This window comes from Burkholderia lata, from assembly GCF_902499025.1.
Classification (GTDB): domain Bacteria; phylum Pseudomonadota; class Gammaproteobacteria; order Burkholderiales; family Burkholderiaceae; genus Burkholderia; species Burkholderia lata_C.
In genome coordinates this window covers 1-22457 of sequence record NZ_CABVPW010000035.1, presented here as the reverse complement: position 1 = coordinate 22457, position 22457 = coordinate 1, and the positions used below count along the sequence as shown (strand labels likewise).

The 22457-nt window shown below is 65.8% G+C and carries 23 protein-coding genes and 1 tRNA gene; 14 read left to right on the top strand and 10 right to left on the bottom strand.

Translation table 11 applies throughout. From position 1 onward, the window contains the following. The first annotated feature begins 27 nt into the window (after positions 1-27). From BDI24065_RS29765 to BDI24065_RS29745, 5 genes are all read left to right on the top strand, one after another. The gene (locus BDI24065_RS29765; RefSeq protein WP_175034309.1) at positions 28-1395 is read left to right on the top strand and encodes a sensor histidine kinase; all 1368 of its coding nucleotides are present in this window, start codon (positions 28-30) and stop codon (positions 1393-1395) included. Positions 1396-1407: 12 nt separating this feature from the next. Continuing rightward, complete coding sequence (locus BDI24065_RS29760) at positions 1408-2085, top strand: response regulator (protein ID WP_041492705.1); 678 nt, start codon at positions 1408-1410, stop codon at positions 2083-2085. A gap of 280 nt (positions 2086-2365) precedes the next feature. Next, entirely contained in the window at positions 2366-3496 is a 1131-nt protein-coding gene (locus BDI24065_RS29755; protein WP_175034265.1) for a porin, read from the top strand. A gap of 335 nt (positions 3497-3831) precedes the next feature. Next, positions 3832-5850, top strand: coding sequence for a site-specific DNA-methyltransferase (locus BDI24065_RS29750; protein WP_175034264.1), 2019 nt, complete (start codon positions 3832-3834; stop codon positions 5848-5850). Next, a complete protein-coding gene (locus tag BDI24065_RS29745) occupies positions 5850-8876 on the top strand; it encodes a type III restriction-modification system endonuclease (protein ID WP_175034263.1) in 3027 nt (1008 codons plus the stop codon). Before BDI24065_RS29750 ends, BDI24065_RS29745 begins: the two co-directional genes overlap by 1 nt. 256 nt (positions 8877-9132) lie before the next feature. On the opposite strand, the gene BDI24065_RS29740 is transcribed toward BDI24065_RS29745, so the two are convergent. The 5 genes from BDI24065_RS29740 to egtB form a co-directional block, all read right to left on the bottom strand. Then, positions 9133-9519 (bottom strand): hypothetical protein, encoded by a 387-nt coding sequence (locus BDI24065_RS29740; protein WP_175034262.1) that lies wholly within the window; start codon positions 9517-9519, stop codon positions 9133-9135. A 188-nt stretch (positions 9520-9707) separates the two neighbouring features. After that, positions 9708-9962 carry a hypothetical protein gene (locus tag BDI24065_RS29735; RefSeq protein WP_175034261.1) on the bottom strand — a complete coding sequence of 85 codons (255 nt, stop codon included), beginning with the start codon at positions 9960-9962 and terminating at the stop codon, positions 9708-9710. Between the two features lie 37 nt (positions 9963-9999). After that, positions 10000-10302, bottom strand: coding sequence for a hypothetical protein (locus BDI24065_RS29730; protein ID WP_089449610.1), 303 nt, complete (start codon positions 10300-10302; stop codon positions 10000-10002). A 296-nt stretch (positions 10303-10598) separates the two neighbouring features. Beyond that, positions 10599-11612, bottom strand: a complete 1014-nt coding sequence (egtD, locus tag BDI24065_RS29725) for an L-histidine N(alpha)-methyltransferase (RefSeq protein ID WP_175034260.1) — start codon at positions 11610-11612, stop codon at positions 10599-10601. Then, a complete protein-coding gene (egtB, locus tag BDI24065_RS29720) occupies positions 11596-12819 on the bottom strand; it encodes an ergothioneine biosynthesis protein EgtB (RefSeq protein ID WP_175034259.1) in 1224 nt (407 codons plus the stop codon). Before egtB ends, egtD begins: the two co-directional genes overlap by 17 nt. A 554-nt stretch (positions 12820-13373) precedes the next feature. Here egtB and BDI24065_RS29715 point away from each other — a divergent pair. Together BDI24065_RS29715 and BDI24065_RS29710 are read left to right on the top strand one after the other, a co-directional pair. Further along, positions 13374-13850 (top strand): carboxymuconolactone decarboxylase family protein, encoded by a 477-nt coding sequence (locus tag BDI24065_RS29715; RefSeq protein WP_175034258.1) that lies wholly within the window; start codon positions 13374-13376, stop codon positions 13848-13850. Next, positions 13850-14731 carry a sigma-70 family RNA polymerase sigma factor gene (locus tag BDI24065_RS29710; RefSeq protein WP_175034257.1) on the top strand — a complete coding sequence of 294 codons (882 nt, stop codon included), beginning with the start codon at positions 13850-13852 and terminating at the stop codon, positions 14729-14731. Before BDI24065_RS29715 ends, BDI24065_RS29710 begins: the two co-directional genes overlap by 1 nt. Positions 14732-14831: 100 nt before the next feature. On the opposite strand, the gene BDI24065_RS29705 is transcribed toward BDI24065_RS29710, so the two are convergent. Both BDI24065_RS29705 and BDI24065_RS29700 read right to left on the bottom strand, forming a co-directional pair. Continuing rightward, complete coding sequence (locus BDI24065_RS29705) at positions 14832-15335, bottom strand: DUF2628 domain-containing protein (RefSeq protein WP_175034256.1); 504 nt, start codon at positions 15333-15335, stop codon at positions 14832-14834. Positions 15336-15643: 308 nt separating this feature from the next. Next, positions 15644-15720, bottom strand: a tRNA-Val gene (locus BDI24065_RS29700). Positions 15721-16307: 587 nt separating this feature from the next. On the opposite strand from BDI24065_RS29700, the gene BDI24065_RS29695 reads away from it, so the two are divergent. From BDI24065_RS29695 to BDI24065_RS29675, 5 genes are all read left to right on the top strand, one after another. Further along, complete coding sequence (locus BDI24065_RS29695; RefSeq protein ID WP_175034255.1) at positions 16308-16562, top strand: hypothetical protein; 255 nt, start codon at positions 16308-16310, stop codon at positions 16560-16562. A gap of 27 nt (positions 16563-16589) precedes the next feature. After that, entirely contained in the window at positions 16590-16718 is a 129-nt protein-coding gene (locus BDI24065_RS29690; protein WP_175034254.1) for an Imm53 family immunity protein, read from the top strand. A 14-nt stretch (positions 16719-16732) separates the two neighbouring features. Further along, positions 16733-16990, top strand: coding sequence for an Imm74 family immunity protein (locus BDI24065_RS29685; protein WP_175034253.1), 258 nt, complete (start codon positions 16733-16735; stop codon positions 16988-16990). Between the two features lie 189 nt (positions 16991-17179). Beyond that, positions 17180-17788: a hypothetical protein gene (locus tag BDI24065_RS29680; RefSeq protein WP_175034252.1), complete on the top strand. Its 609-nt coding sequence runs from the start codon at positions 17180-17182 to the stop codon at positions 17786-17788. Positions 17789-17864: 76 nt separating this feature from the next. After that, entirely contained in the window at positions 17865-18182 is a 318-nt protein-coding gene (locus BDI24065_RS29675; protein ID WP_175034251.1) for a hypothetical protein, read from the top strand. An 813-nt stretch (positions 18183-18995) separates the two neighbouring features. Here BDI24065_RS29675 and BDI24065_RS29670 read toward each other — a convergent pair. Together BDI24065_RS29670 and BDI24065_RS29665 are read right to left on the bottom strand one after the other, a co-directional pair. Then, on the bottom strand, positions 18996-19754 hold the full coding sequence (locus tag BDI24065_RS29670; RefSeq protein ID WP_175034250.1) for an anti-sigma factor family protein: 759 nt from the start codon (positions 19752-19754) through the stop codon (positions 18996-18998). After that, on the bottom strand, positions 19751-20272 hold the full coding sequence (locus tag BDI24065_RS29665) for a sigma-70 family RNA polymerase sigma factor (RefSeq protein ID WP_175034249.1): 522 nt from the start codon (positions 20270-20272) through the stop codon (positions 19751-19753). The genes BDI24065_RS29670 and BDI24065_RS29665 overlap by 4 nt, the downstream gene beginning before the upstream one ends. A gap of 156 nt (positions 20273-20428) precedes the next feature. Here BDI24065_RS29665 and BDI24065_RS29660 point away from each other — a divergent pair, with 156 nt between their 5' ends. Further along, entirely contained in the window at positions 20429-21523 is a 1095-nt protein-coding gene (locus BDI24065_RS29660; RefSeq protein ID WP_175034248.1) for a catalase family peroxidase, read from the top strand. Beyond that, entirely contained in the window at positions 21523-22053 is a 531-nt protein-coding gene (locus BDI24065_RS29655; protein WP_175016418.1) for a cytochrome b, read from the top strand. Before BDI24065_RS29660 ends, BDI24065_RS29655 begins: the two co-directional genes overlap by 1 nt. A gap of 184 nt (positions 22054-22237) precedes the next feature. Here BDI24065_RS29655 and BDI24065_RS29650 read toward each other — a convergent pair. Then, positions 22238-22457 (bottom strand): hypothetical protein (locus BDI24065_RS29650; RefSeq protein WP_217481838.1); only part of this gene is annotated, 220 nt, incomplete at its 5' end.

The following is a 22457-nucleotide window of genomic DNA, read 5'->3' as shown; positions in this document are numbered from 1 at the left end:
GGCATTTCGGAGAAGGAGCGCAACAGGATGGCGCACAGCCTGCGCGGACGGCTGCTGTGGTGGCTGCTGCTGCCGCTCGCGGTGTTCATGCTGATCGCCGGCGCGATGTCGTACGACACCGCGCGGACCACGGCCGCGCTCGTGCAGGACAGCGCGCTCGTTGCATCCGCGCGCACGATCGGCGAGGACATCGAATGGCGCAACGGGCTGCCGGTCGCCGACGTGCCGCCCGCCGCGCTGGAGATCTTCGAATCGCCGTCGCGCGATTCGGTGTTCTACAAGGTGATCGACGGCCACGACCGCCTGCTCGCGGGCACGCCGGCGCTCGACATACCCGCGCGGCACGGCGTCGAGCCGACGCTGTACGACACGTCGCTCGACGGCGTGCCGCTGCGCGCGGTGGCCTACGACCGGCAGCTTTACGACGAGGGGAACGTCGAGACGGTCACGGTGGTCGTCGCGAAGACGACGCGCTCGCACCGCGCGATGGTCGCCACGATCTGGCGGCCGCAGCTCGTGCGCCTGTCGCTGATGCTGATGCTCGCGATGGGGCTCGTGTACCTCGGCCTCACCTTCGAGATGCGGCCGCTGATGAAGCTGAAGGACGACGTGGCCGACCGCGGGCCGATGGAGCTGGAGCCGATCCGCCCCGAGCGGCTGCAGAACGAGCTGCGGCCGATCGTCGACGCGATCAACCAGTGCATCGCGCGGCTCAACACGCACACGGCCACGCAGCGCCGCTTCATCGCGGATGCCGCGCATCAGTTGCGCACGCCGATCGCGGTGCTCGACACGCAGATCCAGTACGCGCAGCGGCGCGGGCACGACGATCCGGAGCTCGCGTCGGTGCTCGACAGCATGCAGCGCAGCAGCCGCAAGATGGCCGACGTGACCGACAAGCTGCTGCTGCTCGCGCATGCGGAGGCCACGCCGTCGACGCTGCTGAACCATCGCGTCGATCTCGCGGCCGTGGTGTCGAGCGTGCTCGAGGAAACGATCGTGCTCGCGCAGCGGCGCAACATCGATCTCGGGGCCGACCTCGGCGAGCGGCTCGACGTCGCGGGCAGCGACAGCCTGCTGACCGCGCTGGTGATGAACCTCGTCGACAACGCGGTGCGCTACACGCAGCCGGGCGGCTGCGTGACGGTGGCCGCCCGCCGCGACGGCGACGCGATCGTGCTCGACGTGGTCGACAACGGCCCGGGCATCCCGGCCGAAGCGCGGCCGCACGTGTTCAAGCGGTTCTACCGCGTGTCGGCCGACACCGAGGGCTCGGGCCTCGGGCTCGCGATCGTCCGCGAGATCGCGCAGGCGCACGGCGGCAGCGCGTCGCTCGCGCCGGGGGCCGGCAATCGCGGTATCGTTGTGACTGTACGGCTGCCCGCGTACGATTGAAGAGATGTCGCCATGAAACTCCTGCTGGTCGAAGACAACGCCGAACTCGCGCACTGGATCGTGAACCTGCTGCGCGGCGAGGATTTCGCGGTCGATTCCGTCGGCGACGGCGAGCGCGCCGATACGGTGCTGAAGACCGAACGCTACGACGCGGTGCTGCTCGACATGCGCCTGCCCGGCATCAGCGGCAAGGAGGTGCTCGCGCGGCTGCGGCGCCGCAACGACAACGTGCCGGTGCTGATGCTGACCGCGCACGGCTCGGTCGACGACAAGGTCGACTGCTTCGGCGCGGGCGCCGACGATTACGTCGTGAAGCCGTTCGAATCGCGCGAGCTGGTCGCCCGGATTCGCGCACTGATCCGCCGGCAGGCCGGCGTCGGCACGACGCAGCTCGTGTGCGGCGATCTCGTCTATGCGTTCGGCACGCGCGAATTCCGCTGCGGCGAAACGGTGCTCGCGCTGCGCCGCCGCGAGCACGCGATCCTCGAAACGCTGATGCTGCAGCAGAACAAGACGGTGTCGAAGGCGCGGCTGATGGACAGCGTGTTCGCGCTCGACGACGAGCCGAGCGCCGACGCGATCGACATCTACATCCACCGGCTGCGCAAGCATCTCGCTGGCAGCACGGCCGAAATCATCACGCTGCGCGGGCTCGGTTACATCCTGCGCATGAAGAGCACACAGGACTGACGGGCTCCTTTGCGAGCCCTGAATATCGATTCGTAGAACGAAACGTCATCGACGCATGCCGGCGCCCCGGCTTGCCTGCTTCCGCACGCCTGCCCGATCCGCGATTGTTGCGCGTTCGGTGTTTTCACCGATCCGATTCTTGCGTCCGGGAAAGCGTCGTGAAGGATTGCACCCACTACGATGCTACGCGTCGGCCCTCTCGCTGTGGCCGGCAAGAGTCGGCATACATTACGTACTGCCAACGACCAGATTTCAATGCGGCAGCTCGGAGGAGACGATCTTGAAACGAAAAACCCTTGCCCTTTCCATCGCGGCGGCAGGCCTGTGCGCCGGCACCCAGGCGCATGCGCAGTCGAGCGTGCAGCTCTACGGCCTGATGGACCTGAGCTTTCCGACCTACCGGACCCACGCCGATGCGAACGGCAATCACGTGATCGGGATGGGCAACGAAGGCGAGCCGTGGTTCAGCGGCAGCCGCTGGGGCCTGAAAGGCGCCGAGGATATCGGCGGCGGCACGAAGGTCATCTTCCGCCTCGAAAGTGAATACGTGGTCGCGAACGGCCAGATGGAAGACAACGGCCAGATCTTCGACCGCGATGCGTGGGTCGGCATCGAGGACGAGCGCTTCGGCAAGCTGACGGCCGGCTTCCAGAACACGATCGCGCGCGACGCGGCCGCGATCTACGGCGACCCGTACGGCTCCGCGAAGCTGTCGACCGAAGAAGGCGGCTGGACCAACTCGAACAACTTCAAGCAGATGATCTTCTACGCGGCCAGCCCGACCGGCACGCGTTACAACAACGGCATCGCGTGGAAGAAGCTGTTCAACAACGGCATCTTCGCGAGCGCCGGCTACCAGTTCAGCAACTCGACCGCGTTCGCGACCGGCTCCGCGTACCAGGTCGCGCTCGGCTACAACGGCGGGCCGTTCAACGTGTCGGGCTTCTACAACCACGTGAACAACGGCGGCTTCACGAACCAGACGTTCTCGGTCGGCGGCAACTACACGTTCAGCATCGTGCGCCTGAACGCCGGCTACTTCCGCTACAACGGCGACCAGGGCTCGCTCGGCCAGCGCCACGACGATTCGTGGACGGTCTCGATGAAGATCGCCCCGAAGGGCGCGCTCGACTACGAGCTCGGCTACCAGCAGATGCGCGTGAAGAACGCCGCGAACAACGCCGACGGCTTCACGCCGAACGCGAACCTCGGCGCGTTCAGCCTGACCAACGGCGTCGCCAACGGCTTCAAGGAAACGATCTACGGGTCGGTGTTCTATCACCTGAGCAAGCGCACCGAGGTCTACCTGGCCGGTGATTACATGAAGCTGCACGGCGGCTACACGGTGTCGTCGACGTTCGGCGCGAAGAACCAGCTCGAACTGACGTCGGGCATCCGCACGCGTTTCTGACCTGAAACGGGGCCCGACGGGCCCCGTCGCACCCTCCGTCCGGGATTCTCCATGCGGGCACGCCGGCGCTTGGCGCCGACCGTGCCCTTTTTTTCGTCCTTTCCGGCGCCCCCGGGGATGCCCGCCAGGCGGCTGCCGGCGGGCCATGCGACAACCGGCCCGAAGCCGCTTGCGGCCCGTCCGGCGGGCGATCGCGGCCAATGCCCGCACGATCGGCCCACATCGGCGCTTGACCTCGGACGATCGACTCGATAGCGTTTCGGGTTTGCCCGGGCGGCCGTTGCCGCCGGTGCCGCGAGCGCGCCCGACGTCCTGGCGCGCGCGGCCGGGCTCCGATGGAAAAGACGATGCAGAAACTCGATGCGGCGAGCCCGCAGGCGATGTCGACCGATTTCACCGCCGACAACGTCGCGCGCCTGAAGGCGCTGTTCCCCGAACTCGTGACCGAAGGCCCCGGCGGCGCGTCGGTCGACGTCGACGTGCTGAAGGCGCTGGTCGGCGAACACACGGTCGGCGACGCCGACGAGCGCTATGGCTTCCACTGGCACGGCAAGCGCAGCGCGCGCCAGGCCGCGCTCACGCCGTCGACGGGCACGCTGCGCCCCTGCCCCGACGACAGCGTCGCGTGGGACGACACGCGCCATCTCGTGATCGAGGGCGACAACCTCGACGTGATGAAGCTGCTGCACAAGAGCTACGCGGGCAAGGTGAAGCTCGTCTACATCGACCCGCCGTACAACACCGGCAGCGATTTCGTCTATCCGGACGACTTCAGCGACAGCATCCGCCACTACCTGGCGATGACCGGGCAGACCCAGGGCGGCGTGAAGCGCAGCACCAACACCGAGGCGAACGGCCGGTTCCACACCGACTGGCTGAACATGATGTATCCGCGCCTGAAGCTCGCGCACGCGCTGTTGTCCGACGAAGGGCTGATCGCCGTGCACATCGACGAGCACGAAGTGCACGCGCTGGTGCTGATGCTGCGCGAGATCTTCGGCGAGGAGAACGAGCTCGGCGTTGCCGTGTGGGACAAGCGCAACCCGAAGGGCGACGCGCGCGGCGTCGCGTACCAGCACGAATCGCTGGTGCTGTTCGCGCGCAACGCCGAGACGCTGCTCGAACAGGCGCCGCTCAAGCGCCCGAAGCGCAACGCGCAGCGCATGCTCGACGCCGCGCACGACGCCGTGTACCGCAGCGGCAACGCGAAGGACGCGCAAAAGGCGTACCGCGCGTGGATGAAGGCGCAGACCAACCTGTCCGGCGGCGAAGTGATGTACGACCGGCTGTCGGAAGAAGGCCGCGTGTACCGCCTCGTGTCGATGGCCTGGCCGAACAAGAAGAAGGCGCCGGAAGAGTATTTCACGCCGCTGATCCACCCGGTCACCGGCAAGCCGTGCGCGATGCCGGCGCGCGGCTGGCGCAATCCGCCCGCGACGATGCAGGCGCTGATCGAGCGCGGCCAGATCGAATTCGGCGCGGATGAAAGCACGCAGCCGCAGCGGATCTACTACCTCGACGAGAACATGTACGAGAACGTGCCGTCGGTGCTGCCGTTCGCCGGCTCCGACGACGCGCTGCTGAAGACGCTCGGCATCCCGTTCGACCTGCCGAAGCCGGTCGATTTCGCGGCGGCCGTGATCGGCTGGTGCACGCGCGGCGACGACATCGTGCTCGACTGCTTCGCCGGCTCCGGCTCGACCGGCCACGCGGTGATGCAGGTGAACGCGACCGACGGCGGCGCGCGCCGCTACGTGCTCGTGCAGTTGCCCGAAGCGCTCGACCGCCGCGACAAGACGCAGCAGAGCGCGGCCGATTTCTGCACGAAGCTGAAAAAGCCGCTGACGCTCGCCGAAATCACGAAGGAGCGCCTGCGCCGCGCTGCGCAGCAGGTCGCGCGCGACTATCCGGAAAGCTATGGCGACCTCGGCTTTCGCGTGTACCGGCTCGACACGACCAACGTGATCGAGTGGGACCCGCGCCGCGACGACTTCGACCATGCCCTCTTCGCATCCGTCGAGCACGTGAAGACCGGCCGCACCGAGGACGACCTGCTCGCCGAGCTGACACTGAAGCTCGGCCTCGACCTGTGCACGCCGGTCGAGCATCACCAGGTGGCCGGCAAGACCGTGCACCTGATCGGCCGCTCGATCGTCGCGTGCTTCGATGCGCGCATCGCGCGCGACGACGCGGGCCCGCTCGCCGACGGCATCGTCGACCTGCTCGACGCGACCGGCACGACGCACGACGTCACGTGCCTGTTCCGCGACAGCGGCTTCATCGACGACGTCGCGAAGCTCAATCTCGCCGCGCTGCTCGAACAGCACGGCGTGAAGCGCGTGCGGAGCCTGTGATGCGGCTGCATTTCGAAGCGGATCTCGACTACCAGCGCGAGGCGATCGACGCCGTCTGCGACCTGTTTCGCGGCCAGGAATCGTATCGCGGCGACTTCAGCGTGCTCGCGAACGCCGCGCCCGGCACGACGGCCGCCGCGCAAGGCTCGCTCGGCTTCGCGGTGTCGGAACAGGGCGTCGGCAACCGGCTGTCGCTGACCGACGACGCGCTCGCGCGCAATCTCGCCGACGTGCAGCTGCGCGGCGGGCTGCCGCCGTCCGGCCTGCCCGGCTCGCGCGACTTCACCGTCGAGATGGAAACCGGCACCGGCAAGACCTACGTGTACCTGCGCACGATCTTCGAGCTGAACCGACGCTACGGCTTCACGAAGTTCGTGATCGTCGTGCCGTCGATCGCGATCAAGGAAGGCGTGCACAAGACGCTCTCGATCACCGAGGATCATTTCCGCGCGCTGTACGCGGGCGTGCCGTACGACTACTTCCTGTACGACTCCGCGAAGCTCGGCCAGGTGCGCCACTTCGCGGCGAGCGCGGCGATCCAGATCATGGTGATGACGGTTGCCGCGATCAACAAGAAGGAAATCAACAACCTCTACAAGGACAGCGAGAAGACCGGCGGCGAGAAGCCGATCGACCTGATCCGCGCAACGCGGCCGATCGTGATCGTCGACGAGCCGCAGAGCGTCGACGGCGGGCTCGAAGGCCGCGGCCGCGAAGCGCTCGCCGCGATGGCGCCGCTCTGCACGCTGCGCTATTCGGCCACGCACGTCGACCGTCACCACATGGTGTACCGGCTCGACGCGGTCGACGCCTACGAGCGCAAGCTCGTCAAGCAGATCGAGATCGCATCGGCGATCGTCGAGGATGCGCACAACAAGCCGTACGTGCGGCTCGTCGGCGTGTCGAACCGGCGCGGCGCGATCAGCGCGCGCGTCGAACTCGACGTCGCGACGACAGCCGGCGTGAAGCGCCAGATCGTGACGGCCACCGACGGCGACGATCTCGAGCGCCTGACCAAGCGCGCGCTGTACGCGGGGCTGCGGATCGGCGAAGTCCATGCGGTGAAGGGCGCCGAATATGTCGAGCTGCGCCATCCGGAAGGCGAGGCGTTCCTGTCGCTCGGCGAGGCGTTCGGCGACATCGACACGCTCGCCGTGCAGCGCGAGATGATCCGCCGCACGATCCGCGAGCATCTGGACAAGGAGCTGCGCCTGGCCGAGCGCGGCGTGAAGGTGCTGTCGTTGTTTTTCGTCGATTCGGTCGAGCGCTATCGCCGCTACGACGAGAACGGCATGCCCGCGAAGGGCGACTATGCGCTGATCTTCGAAGAGGAATATGCGCGTGCGGCGCGCGTGCCGGCCTACCGTGCACTGTTCGACGGCGTCGACGTCGCGCTCGAAGTCGGGCGTGCGCACAACGGCTACTTCTCGATCGACCGCAAGGGCGGCTGGACCGATACCAGCGAAAGCAGCGCCGCGGCCCGCGAGAACGCGGAGCGCGCGTACGGCCTGATCATGCGCGAGAAGGAAGCGCTGCTGTCGTTCGACACGCCGCTGAAGTTCATCTTCTCGCACTCGGCGCTGAAGGAAGGCTGGGACAACCCGAACGTGTTCCAGATCTGCGCGCTGCGCGACATCCAGACCGAACGCGAGCGCCGCCAGACGCTCGGCCGCGGGCTGCGCCTCGCCGTCGACCAGGACGGCGAACGCGTGCGCGATGCGGGCGTGAATACGCTCACCGTGATCGCGACCGAGCGCTACGAGTCGTTCGCGGAGAACCTGCAGAAGGAAATCGAGGCCGATACGGGTATCCGTTTCGGGATCGTCGAGGAACACCAGTTCGCGGCGCTGCCCGTGCAGGAAGGCGACGGGCCCGCGCATGCGCTCGGCGTCGAGCTGTCTCGCGTGCTGTGGAACCACCTGCACGAGCAGGGCTACGTCGACGCACAGGGCAAGGTGCTCGACCGGCTGAAGGATGCGCTGCGCCAGAGCGCGCTGGTGCTGCCGGATGCGTTCGAGATGCTGCGCGCACCGATCGTCGCGACGCTGCGCAAGCTGTCGGGCCGCTTTGCCGTGCGCAACGCGGACGAGCGCCGTGCGATTGCACTGCGACGCGACGCGTCGGGCAAGGCCGTCGTGTTCGGCGAGGATTTCAGTGCGCTGTGGGACCGCATCCGCCATCGCACCGTGTACCGCGTCGAGTTCGACAACGCGAAGCTCGTGCGCGACTGCGCGGCTGCGCTGCACGACGCGCCGGACATCGCGCGCGCACGGCTGCAGTGGCGCAAGGCCGAGATCGACATCGGCAAGGCCGGTATCGAGGCGATCGAGGTGGCCGGCGCCGGCACGGTGCTGCTCGACGAAGGCGAGCTGCCGCTGCCCGACCTGCTCACCGAGCTGCAGGACCGCACGCAGCTCACGCGCCGTTCGCTTGCGACGATCCTGGCCGACAGCGGCCGGCTCGAGGATTTCCGCGTGAATCCACAGCAGTTCATCGCGGTCGCGGCCGATGCGATCAACCGCTGCAAACGGCTCGCGCTCGTCGCGGGCATCGCGTACCGCAAGCTCGGCGAGCGCCACGTGCATGCGCTCGAATCGTTCGAGAGCGAGGCGCTGACCGGCTACCTGCGCAACCTGCGGCCCGATGCGCAAAAGTCGATTCACGAGGCGGTCGTGTGCGAGACGGACGCCGAGCGCGCGTTCGCCGATGCGCTCGAGGCGCACGACGGCGTGAAGCTGTACGCGAAGCTGCCCGCGTGGTTCCGCGTGCAGACGCCGCTCGGCAGCTATCACCCGGACTGGGCCGTGCTCGCGGAACAGGACGGCGGCGAACGGCTGTACTTCGTCGTCGATACGCCGAACGCGGACGGCAACGTGCCGAGCGAGCACGAGCGTGCGAAGCTCGCTTGCGGCGAAGCGCATTTCCGGGCGCTGGTGGACGGCGACGGTGCGGCGCGCTTCGTGCGCGTCAGGCAGGCCGACGCGCTGTTCGAGCCTGTGGCGCCGCTGGCGGGCGCCGGGCGATAAGACCAGGGGCGGCGCTAAGCCGCCCTTTTTTATCGGCTGTTTCGTCGCGGCCGGGCGCGCTCGCGATGCGCTCGTCTCGCACCGGTTTCCTGTCTGTCATCCGCGTGTAAGCGATCTGTATTCGCGCTCGTTCGCGGCGCGGTTACGGCTGGTTGCAAATCGGGTCGGCACGATGTTTTCGCGCGACAGCCGCGTTGCATTCCCGCAATGAAAAAAGGGCGCCGAAGCGCCCTTCCATCGCGTTTGCGCGCTGCGCTTAAAGCGTGCGGCCCAATGCGTGGTGATGCGAACGATGCGTGGACGTCGACGCGTGCGTGGTGTGCCCATGCGCATGTCCGTGCGTGTGACCGCGGCCCGGCTGCGCACCGGCGCGATCGGCGATCGTGTCCGAGCGGTCGGCTGCGCGCGACAGGCCCTTGTCGCGGTCGCCCGCGTGCATGCCGTTCGAGTTGCCCAGCGCCTCGCCGCTCATGTGGCCGGCGGACATGCCGCCTGCATTGCCGCCCGAACCGCCTGCGCCGTGACCGCCACCACCACCGCCACCGTTTCCACCGCCATTGCCGCCGGCTGCTGCATACGCGGAAACCGTGCCGAGCGCGAGCAGCGCGGCCATCAGTACGGACAGATATCGTTGCTGTTTCATCTTGTGCTCCCTGGAGCGCGTTCGTGTGACTGCATTCTATGAACGCGCAAAATTCGCGCCACACGACGTTGTAAATGATCGTAACGATGCGCGCGACGCGTATTCGTCCGATCAATCCGGATCGTGCGTGAACGGGGAACGAAGCAGGCGGGTGCGGCGCCGCAGCGCCGCCCCGGTGACGATGGTGCTTACTGCGCCGGCTGCATGCCCTGCGCCGCGGCTTTGCGCTGCGCGGCCTGCTCTTCCGCGTGCTTCTTCGCCATGTGGTGGCCGACGATACAGCCGCCAACCGCACCGACGACCGCGTGGTGCCCCGCGTAGTGGCCGGCCACACCGCCCACCACCGCGCCCTTCATGCAGCCCGCCGCGTGCGCGCTGCCGATCGTGGCAAGCGCAACGATGGCGGCGGTGGCGCACAGCCTGATATGTCGAATGGGCATCATGTTTTGATTCTCCTCTTGTTGTGTTCAGTCGAACCGCTTAATCCCAGCGGCCGCCGCGCCAACCGCCGCGATCGTGCCATTCGTGCTCGCGCCATTCACGGCGGCGCCACTCGTGTTCGCGCCATTCGCGCTGACGCCAGCCATCGCCGCGCCAACCGTCATCGCGATAGCCGACCGGCGCGTACATGACGGGCGGAGGCGGCGCCACGTAGACGGGCGCCGGTGCCGCATACGCGGGTACGCCGATACCGACCGACAGGTCGACGTGGGCCGATGCGACGCCCGAAGCTGCCAGCGCCGCTACACCGAGAACTGCACCGAGAATGAGTTTCTTGTTCATCTCGCGACTCCCTGCACGTGTCGTGCGTCATGTGAATACGGTTCGGAGTCTAGGCACCGGGCACAGACACAGGTGAAACGGGTATGCGAGACCGGTAACGGACGTTTACGGGCGCCCGCAAAGCCTTGTGCGGCAAGGAGGGGGCGGCATTCTACGCACCGTTGCAGCGGTGCATCGGGCCGGCAAAACAGGGATGTTCGGCACGAAGCGGCGCGATCGGAGCGCGTCAACGCGTGCTGGAATGCGTCGAAAGCGAACCGCTCGCACCATCCGCGAGCGGTTCGCAAGCGCGGGCATCACGCGCGGATATCGTCGACGCTGCGCAGCCAGTGCACGCTGAACAGGTTGTCCGCGTCGGTCCACACGGTATCGGGCACGAATCCGGCGCGGCGCGCGATCGCATGGAAGCCGTCGATCGTGAACTTGTGCGAATTCTCCGTGTGGATACGCTCGCCGGCATCGAAGCGGAACACGTGGCCGCGCACGTGCACGGTCTGCGCGATGTCGCTGACGAGATGCATCTCGATGCGCTGCCGCGTGCTGTCGTAGAACGCGCAATGCGAGAACGCGTCGATGTTGAAATCCGCGCCGAGCTCGGTGTTCGCGCGCACCAGCAGGTTCAGGTTGAACTGCGCGGTCACGCCCTGCGCATCGTTGTACGCGTCGTGCAGCGTACGCTCGTCCTTCACGAGATCCGCGCCGACCAGCAAGCCGCCGCCACGCAGCAGCCGCGCGGCATCGCGCAGGAACGCGTCGGCCTCTTCCGGCGCGAAGTTGCCGATCGTCGAACCGGGAAAGAAGCCGATGCGCCGCGCCGGTGTCGCGGTCAGCGCGGCCAGTTGCTCGGCCTTCGTGTAGTCGGCCGCGATCGGCGCGACGTCGAGCCACGGATACGCGTCACGCAGTCGCGCGGCGGCGTCGTGCAGGTAGTCGGCCGAGATGTCGACCGGCACATAGCGCGCCGGCGCGTTCGCATAGTTGCCGGCGAACGCGTCGAGCAGCACGCGGATCTTCTCGAGCGAGCCCGCGCCGAATTCGACGAGTTCCGCATGCGGGCCGACGCGCCGCACGATCTCGGCCGCCCGGTCGCGCAGGATGCCGAGCTCGGTGCGGGTCGGGTAATACTCGGGCAACTCGCAGATGCGATCGAACAACGTGGAGCCAGCCGCATCGTAGAAGTATTTCGGCGGAATGCTGCGCGGCATGCGCGACAGTCCGTCGATCAGGTCGCGCTCGAACGCGCTCGGCCGCGAATCGCGGGCGGGTTGCTGGCCACCGCTCGTGGCCGTCTGGTCAGACGTCTCGCGCAAGTCGCACTCCCGTGAATTGCCAGCGCGCGGCCGGCGGAAAGAAATTGCGGTACGTCGGCCGTTCGTGCCCGGGCGGTGTCGCGATGCTGCTGCCGCGCAGGACCTGCTGGCCGACCATGAACTTGCCGTTGTATTCGGCTGCGACACCCGCAAGCGGCCGAAAGCCCGGATACGGCTCGTAGGACGAGCGCGTCCATTGCCACACGTGCCCGAGCATCTGCCGGATGCCTTCGGCGGGGAACGCGGCTTCCCATTCGAATTCGGTCGGCAGGCGTGCGCCGGCCCATTCCGCGTACGCGGCCGCTTCGTAGAAGCTCACGTGGCACACCGGCGCGTCGGGTGCGAGCGGTTCGACGCCATGCAGGCCGAACGTGCGCCGCACGCGCGTGGCGGCCACATCGTCGTCGTCGGGCATCCAGTACGCGGGCCCTTGCCACCCTTCCCGCTGCACCGTGGCCCAACCGTCCGACAACCAGAACTCGGGGCGTGTGTAGCCGCCGTCGGCGACGAACGCCGCGAATTCCGCGTTCGTCACGAGGCGGTCCGCGATCTCGTACGGCCGCACGAGCGCCGTATGGCGCGGCCGTTCGTTGTCGAACGAGAACGCATCGCCGTCGTGGCCGATCTCGACGAGCCCGCCCGGCTGGTGCAGCCAGTGCTGCGCGCCGGCGTCGCCCGCGGCCATCGCGCCCGCGTCCGCCCCGTTGCGCGGCCTGAATGCCGGCTTCAGCGGGTTGCACGAGAACGCGTGCAGCATGTCGGTGACGATCAGTTCCTGGTGCTGCTGCTCGTGATGCAGGCCGAGCACGACCTCGGGCGCGATCGTATCGAGCAGCGCCGCATCGGCGCCGGCCAGCGCGCGCAGCATCGCTTCGTCGACGTGCTGCCGGTACGCATGCACCTCGTCGAGCGACGGGCGCGTGAGCAGCCCGCGTTGCGGCCGCGGATGGCGCGGGCCGAGCGCTTCGTAATAGGAATTGAAGAGGAACTGGAAAGCCGCGTCGAACGGCGCGTAGCCGGGCACGCGGCGCATCAGCACGACGGTTTCGAAGAACCAGGTCGTATGCGCGAGGTGCCATTTCGTCGGGCTGGCGTCGGGCATCGACTGCACGGCCTGGTCCTCGGCGGACAACGTCGCGGTCACCGCGACGCTATGGGCGCGCACGTCCTGGTAACGGCGCTGAAGCTGTGATGCAAGGAGGCTCATCGGTTTACCGTCCACGTCGCGATTCGCTGCGTTGCGTGTTGCCGGAAAAGGGAAAGCCTTGCGCGTGATGCGCGCGGCTGACGTGCGACCTGCTGCTGCGTCGTCGGGCAGCCGGCGCGCGCGCCGGGCCGCGGATGCGGCGTCACTTCATCTGCCCGTGCAGAACAGTATGGGCCAGAAATGTGAATGCTGCTGATCCAGATGCGAACGAAACGGCAGATAAATGTAAATGAAAGCAACCGATCACCTGCCAATTGCTGACATCTGCGCGTATCGAGGTGCGTGCATCGCCCGTTGCGATCGACGCACGCCGCGGACGTTCACACGGCCGCGAGCGTCACCATCACGTGAACGCGGCATCGTCTGACCAGCACGGGCGTACGCAGCACGCTCGTTGCGTTTTTCGCGTTCGACGAGCACCCTCCCCGCCCTTGCCCGGCGGCCTTCCGCGTCGGCCCGCTCGGCGGCTTCGAAAAAAAAATTTTGCGTCGATGTCACACACGCAAGGGGCTCGCTCGTCATATCACCGGAACCCACACGAAAGGAGAAGGACCATGACTGCGAAACTCAACCCGTTTGCCGCCGCGCCCGCCCTGATGAAGAACTGGATGACCGTCTCGGCGGCCGCCGCGCAGAGCCTCGAGCCGACGCTCATCGAGCTGGTCAAGATCCGCGCGTCGCAGATCAACGCGTGCGCGAACTGCATTAACATGCACACGGCCGAGGCGCGTGGGCAAGGCGAGACCGAGCAGCGCATCTACCTGCTGTCCGCGTGGCGCGAAGCGCCCTGCTACACCGATCGCGAACGCGCGGCGCTCGGCTGGACCGACGCACTCACGCGGCTGTCGGAGGGCCACGCGGCACACGAAGCAGCCTACGCGGCGCTGAACGACCACTTCAGCCAGGAGGAACAGGTGAAACTCACGCTGATGATCAACGTGATCAACGGCTGGAACCGGCTCGCGGTCGGCTTCGGGCTGTGGATCGATCCGGCCGATGCAAAGGCCGCCGCGGCGAAGATGGTGGCCTGATGCCGAACCTCGACCCGGCCAAGGGCAGCGCCGAAGAACGGGCCGATGCGGCCGCGAGCTTCGACCCGCTGCGCCGCACGCTGATCCGCGTCGCGTACCGGATGCTCGGCTCCGTCGCGGATGCCGAGGACATGGTGCAGGAGGCGTTCATCCGCTGGATGGATGTCGACCGTACCGAGGTGCGCGTGCCTGAAGCGTTCCTGCGCCGCATGGTGATGCGCATGTGCCTCGACCAGCTGAAGTCCGCGCGGCGCCAGCGCGAGACCTATATCGGCCCGTGGCTGCCCGAGCCGGTTGTCGAGGAAGACGAACAGGAAGACGTCACGCTGCCGCTGCTGCTCGCGCTCGAACGGCTCTCGCCGCTCGAACGCGCGGCGTTCCTGCTGCACGACGTGTTCGGCCTCGAGTTCGACGAAGTCGCCACGACGATCCAGCGCGACCCGGCCGCGTGCCGGCAGCTCGCCGCGCGGGCCCGCACGCATGTGCGCGACGCGCGGCCGCGTTTCCATGTCGAGAAGCAGCGTGGGATCGAACTGGCGGAGGCGTTCTTTGCAGCGTCACGCAGCGGCGACATGCGCGCGCTCGGCGCGATGCTTGCCGAGGACGTGAGCCTGCATGCGGACGGCGGCGGCAAGCGGTCGGCCGCGGGCACGCCGGTGTTCGGCTTCGAGCCGGTGATGAAAGTGCACGAGTACCTGGCCAGGCTGTTCGCCACGCATGCGTCGAAGCTCGTGCGAGCCGGGTTCATCAACGGGCTGCCGGGTTTCGTCACGGAGGAATCCGATGGCGAGCTGCAGACCACCGCGCTCGAGATCGAGGACGGGAAAATCGTCGCGATCTATGTCGTGCGGAATCCTGACAAGTTGAAGCATCTGCACTGAATGCGGCGGGATCGCGCGTCGGGTGCCGTGCGCATGCACGGCCGCGATGCGCCCTTTTCTTCGTCCTGCTCCCTGCTTTACCGGCGGCCGGTTCCTGCGATCAATACGTCGCGGCCACGATGTAGATCAGGAAACCGAGCAACGGCGTTGCCACCGCGAAACCGGCCGCCGCGAGCCAGTTCGTGCCGCCCTGCGCTTCGAGCAACGCGAGAAACGATTCGCGGGACGTCGCATTCGGGCGCAGCTTTTCGATCTGGCGTACGACGTGCGTCCTGTAGAGGCTGTTCCCGCACCAGCCGAGCGTGACCGCGATCCCGATGGTGACCGGGTCGACCATGCTCGATTCGAAGTATTTCGGGAAGAACAGCAGTTCGACCAGCGTGATCGCGAGCGTCGCGCCAAGGACGGCTGCCGCCTGCCAGTACATGCATCGATACGCCATCCACACCGGGCCCAGGAAACAGGCCGCCCAGTTCCAGGACTGCCGGTTCTTTCGCGACGCGGCGATTTCCCACTTCCTCTCGAACCATGCGGCTTTCTTGCCGACGTAGGCGGCGATTTCGTCGTTGCTCGCGGATGATGTGGCAGTCGTGACGTCGGACATGATCGTGTGCTCTCGGTCGCGCGGATCGCGCGTTGTTGTTTTGATGCGCTGGAGATCGGGCGGCGGTCGGAACAGCCGCTTCGATGCGCACATGATTCTACGCGCGGCGCAGTGCCCGTTGTATGGCTGATCGAGGTGTCGGCGAGGAAGGATGCGATGCAGTGGATCGCGCAACGCATCGGGGCGACATGCGTTGTTTGGGCCGGAAAAAGAAAAACGCCACGCGAAGTTGCCGCGTGGCGTTTGTATGTTGGCGAGCCGCATTGCCTGTAGGCGATGTGTGCTGCCAGACCCCTTCATTTGTTCGTTGGTAGGCTCGATTGGATTCGAACCAACGACCCCCACCATGTCAAGGTGGTGCTCTAACCAACTGAGCTACGAGCCTAAGAAGCCGCGAATTATAGAGAGGGTTTTTGAGGAGCACAAGCCCTTTCATGAAAATTCTTTGAATCGACGTGTGCGAGGGCCGACGATCGATGTTGGCTGGCGATGCCAGGAACGTTGGCTTCACCTGTTCGCATCACAGCAAAACGCGTCGATGCGCTGTGGTGTTATCCACATTGACCTCTGGATAACTATCCGCCAAGCCTCTGGATTCACAGTGGAACGATTGAGGATATGTCGCCGCGGCTGTGGATCGACGAAAAGTTGTTCTGTGCTGTCCGGCGCTGTTCACGTGGCTCACCCAGGGTTATGCATTCTGCTTCCGGTCGAGAATTCATGGGGTTAGGGACGTTATCCACTGTGAGGCACAGGGTTTGTTAACTATCACTACGTATGTATACGAACTCTGTTAACACCTTTGGATAAGCACAGTCCATCGACTGTGATCCGCGCAGGATATGCACTGCGTGCAGTGCTCGGACAAACGAAGCGGCAAGCTGTGAGGTGCATCGGCGATGCGCGAGCCGCTGTGTCTGTAGAATCGCCGGCATTCAGGATGCGAGGGCCTGGCGCACAGGTTCACGATAGATGAGCGGTTCTTCGTTGATCCGGCTCGACGCACTCGACATCGATGCCGTCATACACCGGTTGCAGCAAGAGACAGGCGACATCCTGTTCGAGCAACGCGTGTCGATCCCGGAAGCTGACGTCCTGTGTTGCTGCTACAAAGGCGAGCGATTCAACGTGAAGTTCGATCTCGACTACGGGGTGTTCGTCGATCGCGTCGGGGAACTGTCTCGCCAAGACATCGAAGCGATCGTCAGATGGCTTACCAAGACGTGAACCGGCCGAACGGAGAGGCACAGGCACTTGATCGATTCCTTGCCTGCGCTGCAGCGCTGGTACGAATCGCGTTGCGATGGTGTGTGGGAACACGCGCACGGCATCGAGATCGCGTCGCTCGACAATGCGGAATGCAGTGTCGTCGCGGCTGAATGACGGAAGGCAAGACGATGACGTACACAGTCCTGATGGTGTCGCGCGGCGAGATTGTGCTGTCCGACGGACAGCGCACCGTGCGGGCGCCTGGCGAAGCATTGCTGCCCGGCGTGGACAACGGGCCCGCATTCGTCGTCTACGTCGATTCGATGAAGTACGTCGAGCCGATAAACGATGGCGAGACGATCGATGCCGTCACACGCCAGGCCGTGATTTCGGCGATCACCGCGTATTTCTCGTCGCGACGTGCGACGGTCGAGTTCGAACCCTGAGCGATCGATGATGACGACCGACACGATGAAACCGAAGAAAGACCCGGGCGACACGAGCAATGCCCGCAACCGGAGCTGGTAATGGGCCCCATTCACTGCCGTCGGCACGGATGCGACAACGGGATCACGACATCGAAGGGCATTGCCGCGCGCATCCGGCAGCGCGGGCAGTTCTTGTCAGGCGAGCTCGTGAAGGTTTCGCTCGATCGCCCGAAATACAGCCGGGAAATGTGGATGCTGCGTGCCGAACTCGACGAGCACGAGGTCGATGCGGCCTTTATCGACAACGTTGCGCACGTGAAGGCGTTCCCGAAAATTGCGGCGCTGGAGCGCTTGCGGGAGCATCTGTGTTCGGCATGCCTGGACGAACTGCTCGTGCGCTCCGGCGAAGCGCCCTATAAACCGACGACGAAAGAGCAGGCGTTCGACACGTCCGTCGTCGCGGCGAATGCGAATTGGCCGCGCGGCTTCGCGCGCTGCGAGTTGCACGGCTTGATCCGGCCGACGCGGACCTCACCGGATATCGAGGCCGCGATCTTGTCGATCGACGTGATCCGCGATTGTCATGTCGTGCAGGTGATCGATGCCAGGGGGAAGCATGAATCCACCTATTGGTCCGACGAAGCGTTTTTGCGCAAGGTGCTCGGGCCGGATCTCAACATCGTTGAATCGACGTTCCGGATCGACGATCAGGCCACATTCATCACGCTGTGGGACGCCGGTGAGTACGTGTGCCCGGTGTGCCTGCGGGAGGTGTTGAGACGCAGCGGCTTGGGCAACGACGACACGCGGACGTGAGCGCAACGGAGCGATCGTGATGGACATGATCGAGCAGTACGACATGAGCACCAGCCCGTGATATCTGGAGAACACCATGAGCAAGCTGAATTTCGGCGCGGTCGATCGATGCTCCGCGAGGCTCAATACCGCGACGCTGCTCGGCCTGAAGGCCGCCTATGAGGAATTTGCGAAGACCGGGCAGGACCTGCGCAACTTCGAGATCTGCATCACGGACGAAAGCGCCGCGAGGGTCGATCCAAAGCCCGAGGACGCCGTCATCAGCGTGACGTTCCTGGCAAAGATGCCGCCCGGCATGCGCGGGCTCGGTAACGCGAGTCCGCTCGGGACGTCGATCAAGTATGTCGTTTCTCCGGAAACCGGCGAGATTCTCAGGGTTTATCTGACCAAGTGACTTCGGAGGCGGTGGCGGTGGTCGCCTTCGTATGTGGATAACCGCGGCACAAAACGACGAGAAACGCTGTGCGAGCAAGCGGTGAGCATGCGCCCGGATCGCAAGCTGGGCGCGGATCTGGGCCAATCCTGGCCGTGAGGAGCCGATCCGGATGTACAAGTACACGACTGGACGGAGGGCTGCCGGTTCCACGACGTGGGCACATGTGGAATGTGCATCGCGTTTCGTGTGCCTGCCGGCGGCTACGTGTGGACAACTCGCACGCCCAACCAGTCGAATCGCTGTGCGTCGAACCGGTGAGCGCCTTGCATTCGACCACGTGAATCGGCCGAACGCCTTGTCTGGCAGGGCTTTCCCGGAATAGAGCAGATGATGCGGAAAGCCTTTGCGCGATCCGTCGCGATTGAATGCCTTGTGGATATCGAGCAGTCAAAGCACTCGAAGGCCTGTGCAGTCAGCGGGTGAGGGTAATCGAATTCGGAGCAGATGTTCGCGTTATCTCACGGGGTGTGGATATCGCACGCGAAAATGACGCGAAACACTGTGCCAGCCGAAGGTGAGCGAGTCGATCAATGGCCGCGCGAGGTGTCGCCATGATCGATGTGGATATCCTGTTCCACGGCGACTCAAAACCCTGTGACGCCAAAGGGTGAGGGTAGCGAAGGCGCGCTGTTGTGGACAACAGACCGAGCAAGTCAGTCAAAACGCTGTGCAAGCAAGCGGTGAACGTGAGCGCGCCCCAGCCAGCAAAGCCGCATCATTCCGGGCGCTGGCAGCCACCACCGACTGCAAGCGCGGCGCGCATCGTACCACTCAAGTCTGCTGATCGAGCGCCTGCACGACTGCTTTCTCCGCGAGGCTCCCAGCTGGCCCGACCACCGCGTAGTTGAGCCCGTTCACCGACCCGTACCGTGCCAGCAGCGCGCCATCCACGCGTTGGCCGGCCGGCAGCAGCCGATGTTTCGATTCCGCCGGCCGCATATAGAAGCTCAGCGTCCTTCCGGCTGCGTCCTCATAGAGCACCATCGCAGCCGTGGCGCCGCTATCCGTCGTGAACAACCGCCCACCGACCGGCCTGAACCCTGCCACACTCAGATCCGGCAGCTTCGCCGACGCACCCACGCGCCGGGTGAGCCACCCCTGCAAATCTCCCGCACCCGTCGGCCGGTAATCGACCTTTGCAGTCTGATCGACCACCATCATCCGGTAGGCCTCGACCGCATCGCTCATCGGCGCGATGGGCGGCGGCGCGTTCCACCCGCGCGCCTGCCACCCGCCGAACGTCCCCAGCCCGACGCAGAACACGAACGAAGCCGCCATCGCGAACCGCATCCGCGAGCGCTCCACGCGCCGTCCACGAATCGCCGCCGGATCCAGCGCGGGGTTATCCGCCGGCATCCGCACGCTCTCGAGCGCGGCCCGCAACCGCTGCGCATCCTGCTGCCATTGCTTCACCTGTTCCGCGCGCTCCGGATGCAGCGCGAGATAGCGCTCGACCGCTGCGCGCGCTTCATCGTCGAGCTGGCCGTCGACGTAGGCCTGAAGGTCGTGTTCGTTCGGAGGCGTGTTCATTTCTTCATCAATCGCAAAGAAGGAGCGGGAAGCTCGCCGTCGCTGAGCTGGCGCAGCGCCTGGCGCGCGCGGGAGAGCCGCGACATCACGGTGCCGATCGGCACGTCGAGCAGGTCGGCGACTTCCTGATAGGTGAAGCCTTCGACCGCCACGAGCAGCAGCAGGCTGCGCTGCTCGTCGGACAGTCGGCCGAATGCTTCGAGCGTTGCGCGCGCCGCGAATTCGCGTTCGGCGGACGGCCAGTGCGCTTCGTCGTCGTCGCTGATACGCCCGAGCAGCCACGCATAGCGCTTCGCGCTGCGTTTGCCGTCGAGAAACTGCCGGTACAGGATCGTGAAGAGCCAGCTGCGCAGCGACGCGTCGTCGCGGCGGCTCGACCAGCGCGACAGCGCGCGCTCGAGCGTCGACTGGACGAGATCGTCGGCCGTGTGGACGTCGCGCGCGAGCCAGAGCGCGAAGCGTCGCAGCCTGGGGATGAGTTCGCGCAGCGCGTCGTCGTCGAGGGCGGTGGAGGGCATGGCCGGGCCGGTTGCCGAATGGGTCGAGATGTCGCGTAAGACGCCGGTCGGCGCCGCTTATTCCACCAGCATAGGAAAAAATTTTTCGTGGAATAAAGCGGCGCGGGTGGCGTCCTACGCGGGTTCGACAATGACCTGACGGTCGGGAGCCTATATATGGAGCGATCTTCTTCCTCTTCTTCGCCGCAGCGCGAGCCCGGGCGCGGGTGGTGGCGCTGGGCCGCGATCGGCGGCGCGGTGGCCGGCGTGGCCGTGGCGTTCGGGTATGCCGGCGGGTGGTTCGCGCCGGCGCGTCTGACCCCGCACCGGATCGTCGATGCGTTGCAGACGGCCGGCGGCGGCATTCACCCGGGCTTCCGGCGCAATCACGCGAAGGGCGTGTGCGTGACCGGTTACTTCGAAGGCAACGGTGCCGCGAGCGCGTATTCGGTCGCGCCGTTCTTCAAGGCGGTGCGCACGCCGGTGGTCGGGCGGTTCGCGTTGCCGGGCGGGAATCCGTATGCGCCCGACAGCAGCGTACCGATCCGTAGCCTCGCGCTGAAGCTCACCGCGCCTGATGGTGAGCAATGGCGAACCGGGATGAATGCGATGCCGGTGTTTCCGGTGGCGACGCCGCAGGCGTTCTACGCGCAATTGATGGCGACCCGGCCCGATCCGAAGACGGGCAAGCCCGATCCGGCGAAGGTGAAGGCGTTTTTCGGCGCGCATCCGGAGACGGCCGCGTTCCTGCAGTGGATCAAAGGTGCGAAGCCGAGCGCGAGTTATGTCACCGAGAGCTATTACGGGTTGAACGCGTTCTACTTCGTCGATGCGGCCGGCAAGCGCCAGGCGGTGCGGTGGCGCGTCGTGCCGGAGCAGACGGCCGGCGCCGGGAACGTCGCGACGGCCGCGGACCCGAACGTGTTGCAGCAGGACGTGACGCAGCGCATCGCGGCCGGTGCGCAGAAGTGGAAGCTGCTGGTCACGCTGGCGGAGCCCGGCGATCCGGTGGACGACGCGACGAAGGTCTGGCCCGCGCAGCGCACGACGATCGATGCGGGGACGCTCGTGCTCGACCGCGTGGAGGCGCAGGACAGCGGGCCGTGCCGAGACGTGAATTACGACCCGACGGTGCTGCCGCAGGGGATTCAGGCGTCAGGGGATCCGTTGCTGGCGGCGCGGTCGGCTGCTTATGCGGATTCGTATCTGCGCAGGACGAGTGAAGAGGCCGGGGTGGCAGGCGTGGCGCGATTGAGTGGGGAGGGACGGTGATGAAGGCTTCGACGACGTTTAGCTTGCCGGCGCGGGTGCTGCACTGGGTGATGGCCGCGATGATCATCGCGATGCTGTTTATCGGGGTGGGGATGGTGGCGTCTGTTTCTGAGCGGCATGCGGTCCTGGTGGCGATTCATAAGCCTCTGGGTATTGCCGTGCTCGTGCTGGTTTGTGTGCGGATCGTGGTGCGGGTTCTGTCGAAGCCGCCGGCATTGCCCGAGGATCTGCCGTGGTGGCAGAAGGTTGCCGCGCACGGGTCGCATCTCGTGCTGTATGCGCTGATGCTCGCGATGCCCCTGATCGGGTGGGCGATGCTGTCGGCGGGCGGGTACCCGGTGACGTTGGGCGGTGGTGTGCAGCTGCCGGCGATCGTGGCGGCGGATCCGGTGACGTTTGCCTGGCTCCGGGTCGCGCACCGGGTGCTGGCCTATCTGTTCTTCGCGACGTTCCTCGCGCACTTTGCTGCTGCGCTGTATCACGGGCTGATTCGGCGGGACGGCGTGGTGAGGGCGATGGTGGGGCGGTGAGCGACGGAGGGTTGCGTTCGATGCGGCGGGGCTGTTCACGGGCGACCGAGGCTGCTCCTGCCGCATCGCCTATATATGACGCCGTGGGACAGGTTCAGCGGCCCCCGGTACCACATGTCAAAATAATTTCACAAAAGGGGTTGCGGAGTTGGAGGCGGGTGCTTAGAATCACGCCTCTTTCGCGCTAACGGAAACGCAGCGCGGGGGAAAGAAGGGAAGCGGTGCTGTTGATGTCGGTTTTAATGACTTCAGTGCACACGAAATTAAACCGCAGTCGTCGCAACGAAGTAGTTAAAAAAGTTGTTGACGAGTTTGAAAAAACGGTTGATAATCTCGCTTCTCTGCTGCTGAAAACGCAGCGCTGCTGAGAAACACGAAGTTCCTCGCAGAAATGCTCTTTAAAA

Bases quoted from the DNA above. Each gene is read 5' to 3' on its own strand.
- BDI24065_RS29665 (WP_175034249.1), bottom strand. From the start codon at position 20,272: ATGCCCTCCACCGCCCTCGACGACGACGCGCTGCGCGAACTCATCCCC.
- BDI24065_RS29660 (WP_175034248.1), top strand. From the start codon at position 20,429: ATGGAGCGATCTTCTTCCTCTTCTTCGCCGCAGCGCGAGCCCGGGCGC.
- BDI24065_RS29765 (WP_175034309.1), top strand. From the start codon at position 28: ATGGCGCACAGCCTGCGCGGACGGCTGCTGTGGTGGCTGCTGCTGCCG.
- BDI24065_RS29695 (WP_175034255.1), top strand. From the start codon at position 16,308: ATGAGCGGTTCTTCGTTGATCCGGCTCGACGCACTCGACATCGATGCC.
- BDI24065_RS29730 (WP_089449610.1), bottom strand. From the start codon at position 10,302: ATGAACAAGAAACTCATTCTCGGTGCAGTTCTCGGTGTAGCGGCGCTG.
- BDI24065_RS29745 (WP_175034263.1), top strand. From the start codon at position 5,850: ATGCGGCTGCATTTCGAAGCGGATCTCGACTACCAGCGCGAGGCGATC.
- BDI24065_RS29750 (WP_175034264.1), top strand. From the start codon at position 3,832: ATGGAAAAGACGATGCAGAAACTCGATGCGGCGAGCCCGCAGGCGATG.
- BDI24065_RS29655 (WP_175016418.1), top strand. From the start codon at position 21,523: ATGAAGGCTTCGACGACGTTTAGCTTGCCGGCGCGGGTGCTGCACTGG.
- BDI24065_RS29685 (WP_175034253.1), top strand. From the start codon at position 16,733: ATGACGTACACAGTCCTGATGGTGTCGCGCGGCGAGATTGTGCTGTCC.
- BDI24065_RS29705 (WP_175034256.1), bottom strand. From the start codon at position 15,335: ATGTCCGACGTCACGACTGCCACATCATCCGCGAGCAACGACGAAATC.
- BDI24065_RS29760 (WP_041492705.1), top strand. From the start codon at position 1,408: ATGAAACTCCTGCTGGTCGAAGACAACGCCGAACTCGCGCACTGGATC.
- BDI24065_RS29670 (WP_175034250.1), bottom strand. From the start codon at position 19,754: ATGAACACGCCTCCGAACGAACACGACCTTCAGGCCTACGTCGACGGC.
- BDI24065_RS29710 (WP_175034257.1), top strand. From the start codon at position 13,850: ATGCCGAACCTCGACCCGGCCAAGGGCAGCGCCGAAGAACGGGCCGAT.
- BDI24065_RS29740 (WP_175034262.1), bottom strand. From the start codon at position 9,519: ATGAAACAGCAACGATATCTGTCCGTACTGATGGCCGCGCTGCTCGCG.
- egtB (WP_175034259.1), bottom strand. From the start codon at position 12,819: ATGAGCCTCCTTGCATCACAGCTTCAGCGCCGTTACCAGGACGTGCGC.
- BDI24065_RS29735 (WP_175034261.1), bottom strand. From the start codon at position 9,962: ATGATGCCCATTCGACATATCAGGCTGTGCGCCACCGCCGCCATCGTT.
- BDI24065_RS29715 (WP_175034258.1), top strand. From the start codon at position 13,374: ATGACTGCGAAACTCAACCCGTTTGCCGCCGCGCCCGCCCTGATGAAG.
- BDI24065_RS29675 (WP_175034251.1), top strand. From the start codon at position 17,865: ATGAGCAAGCTGAATTTCGGCGCGGTCGATCGATGCTCCGCGAGGCTC.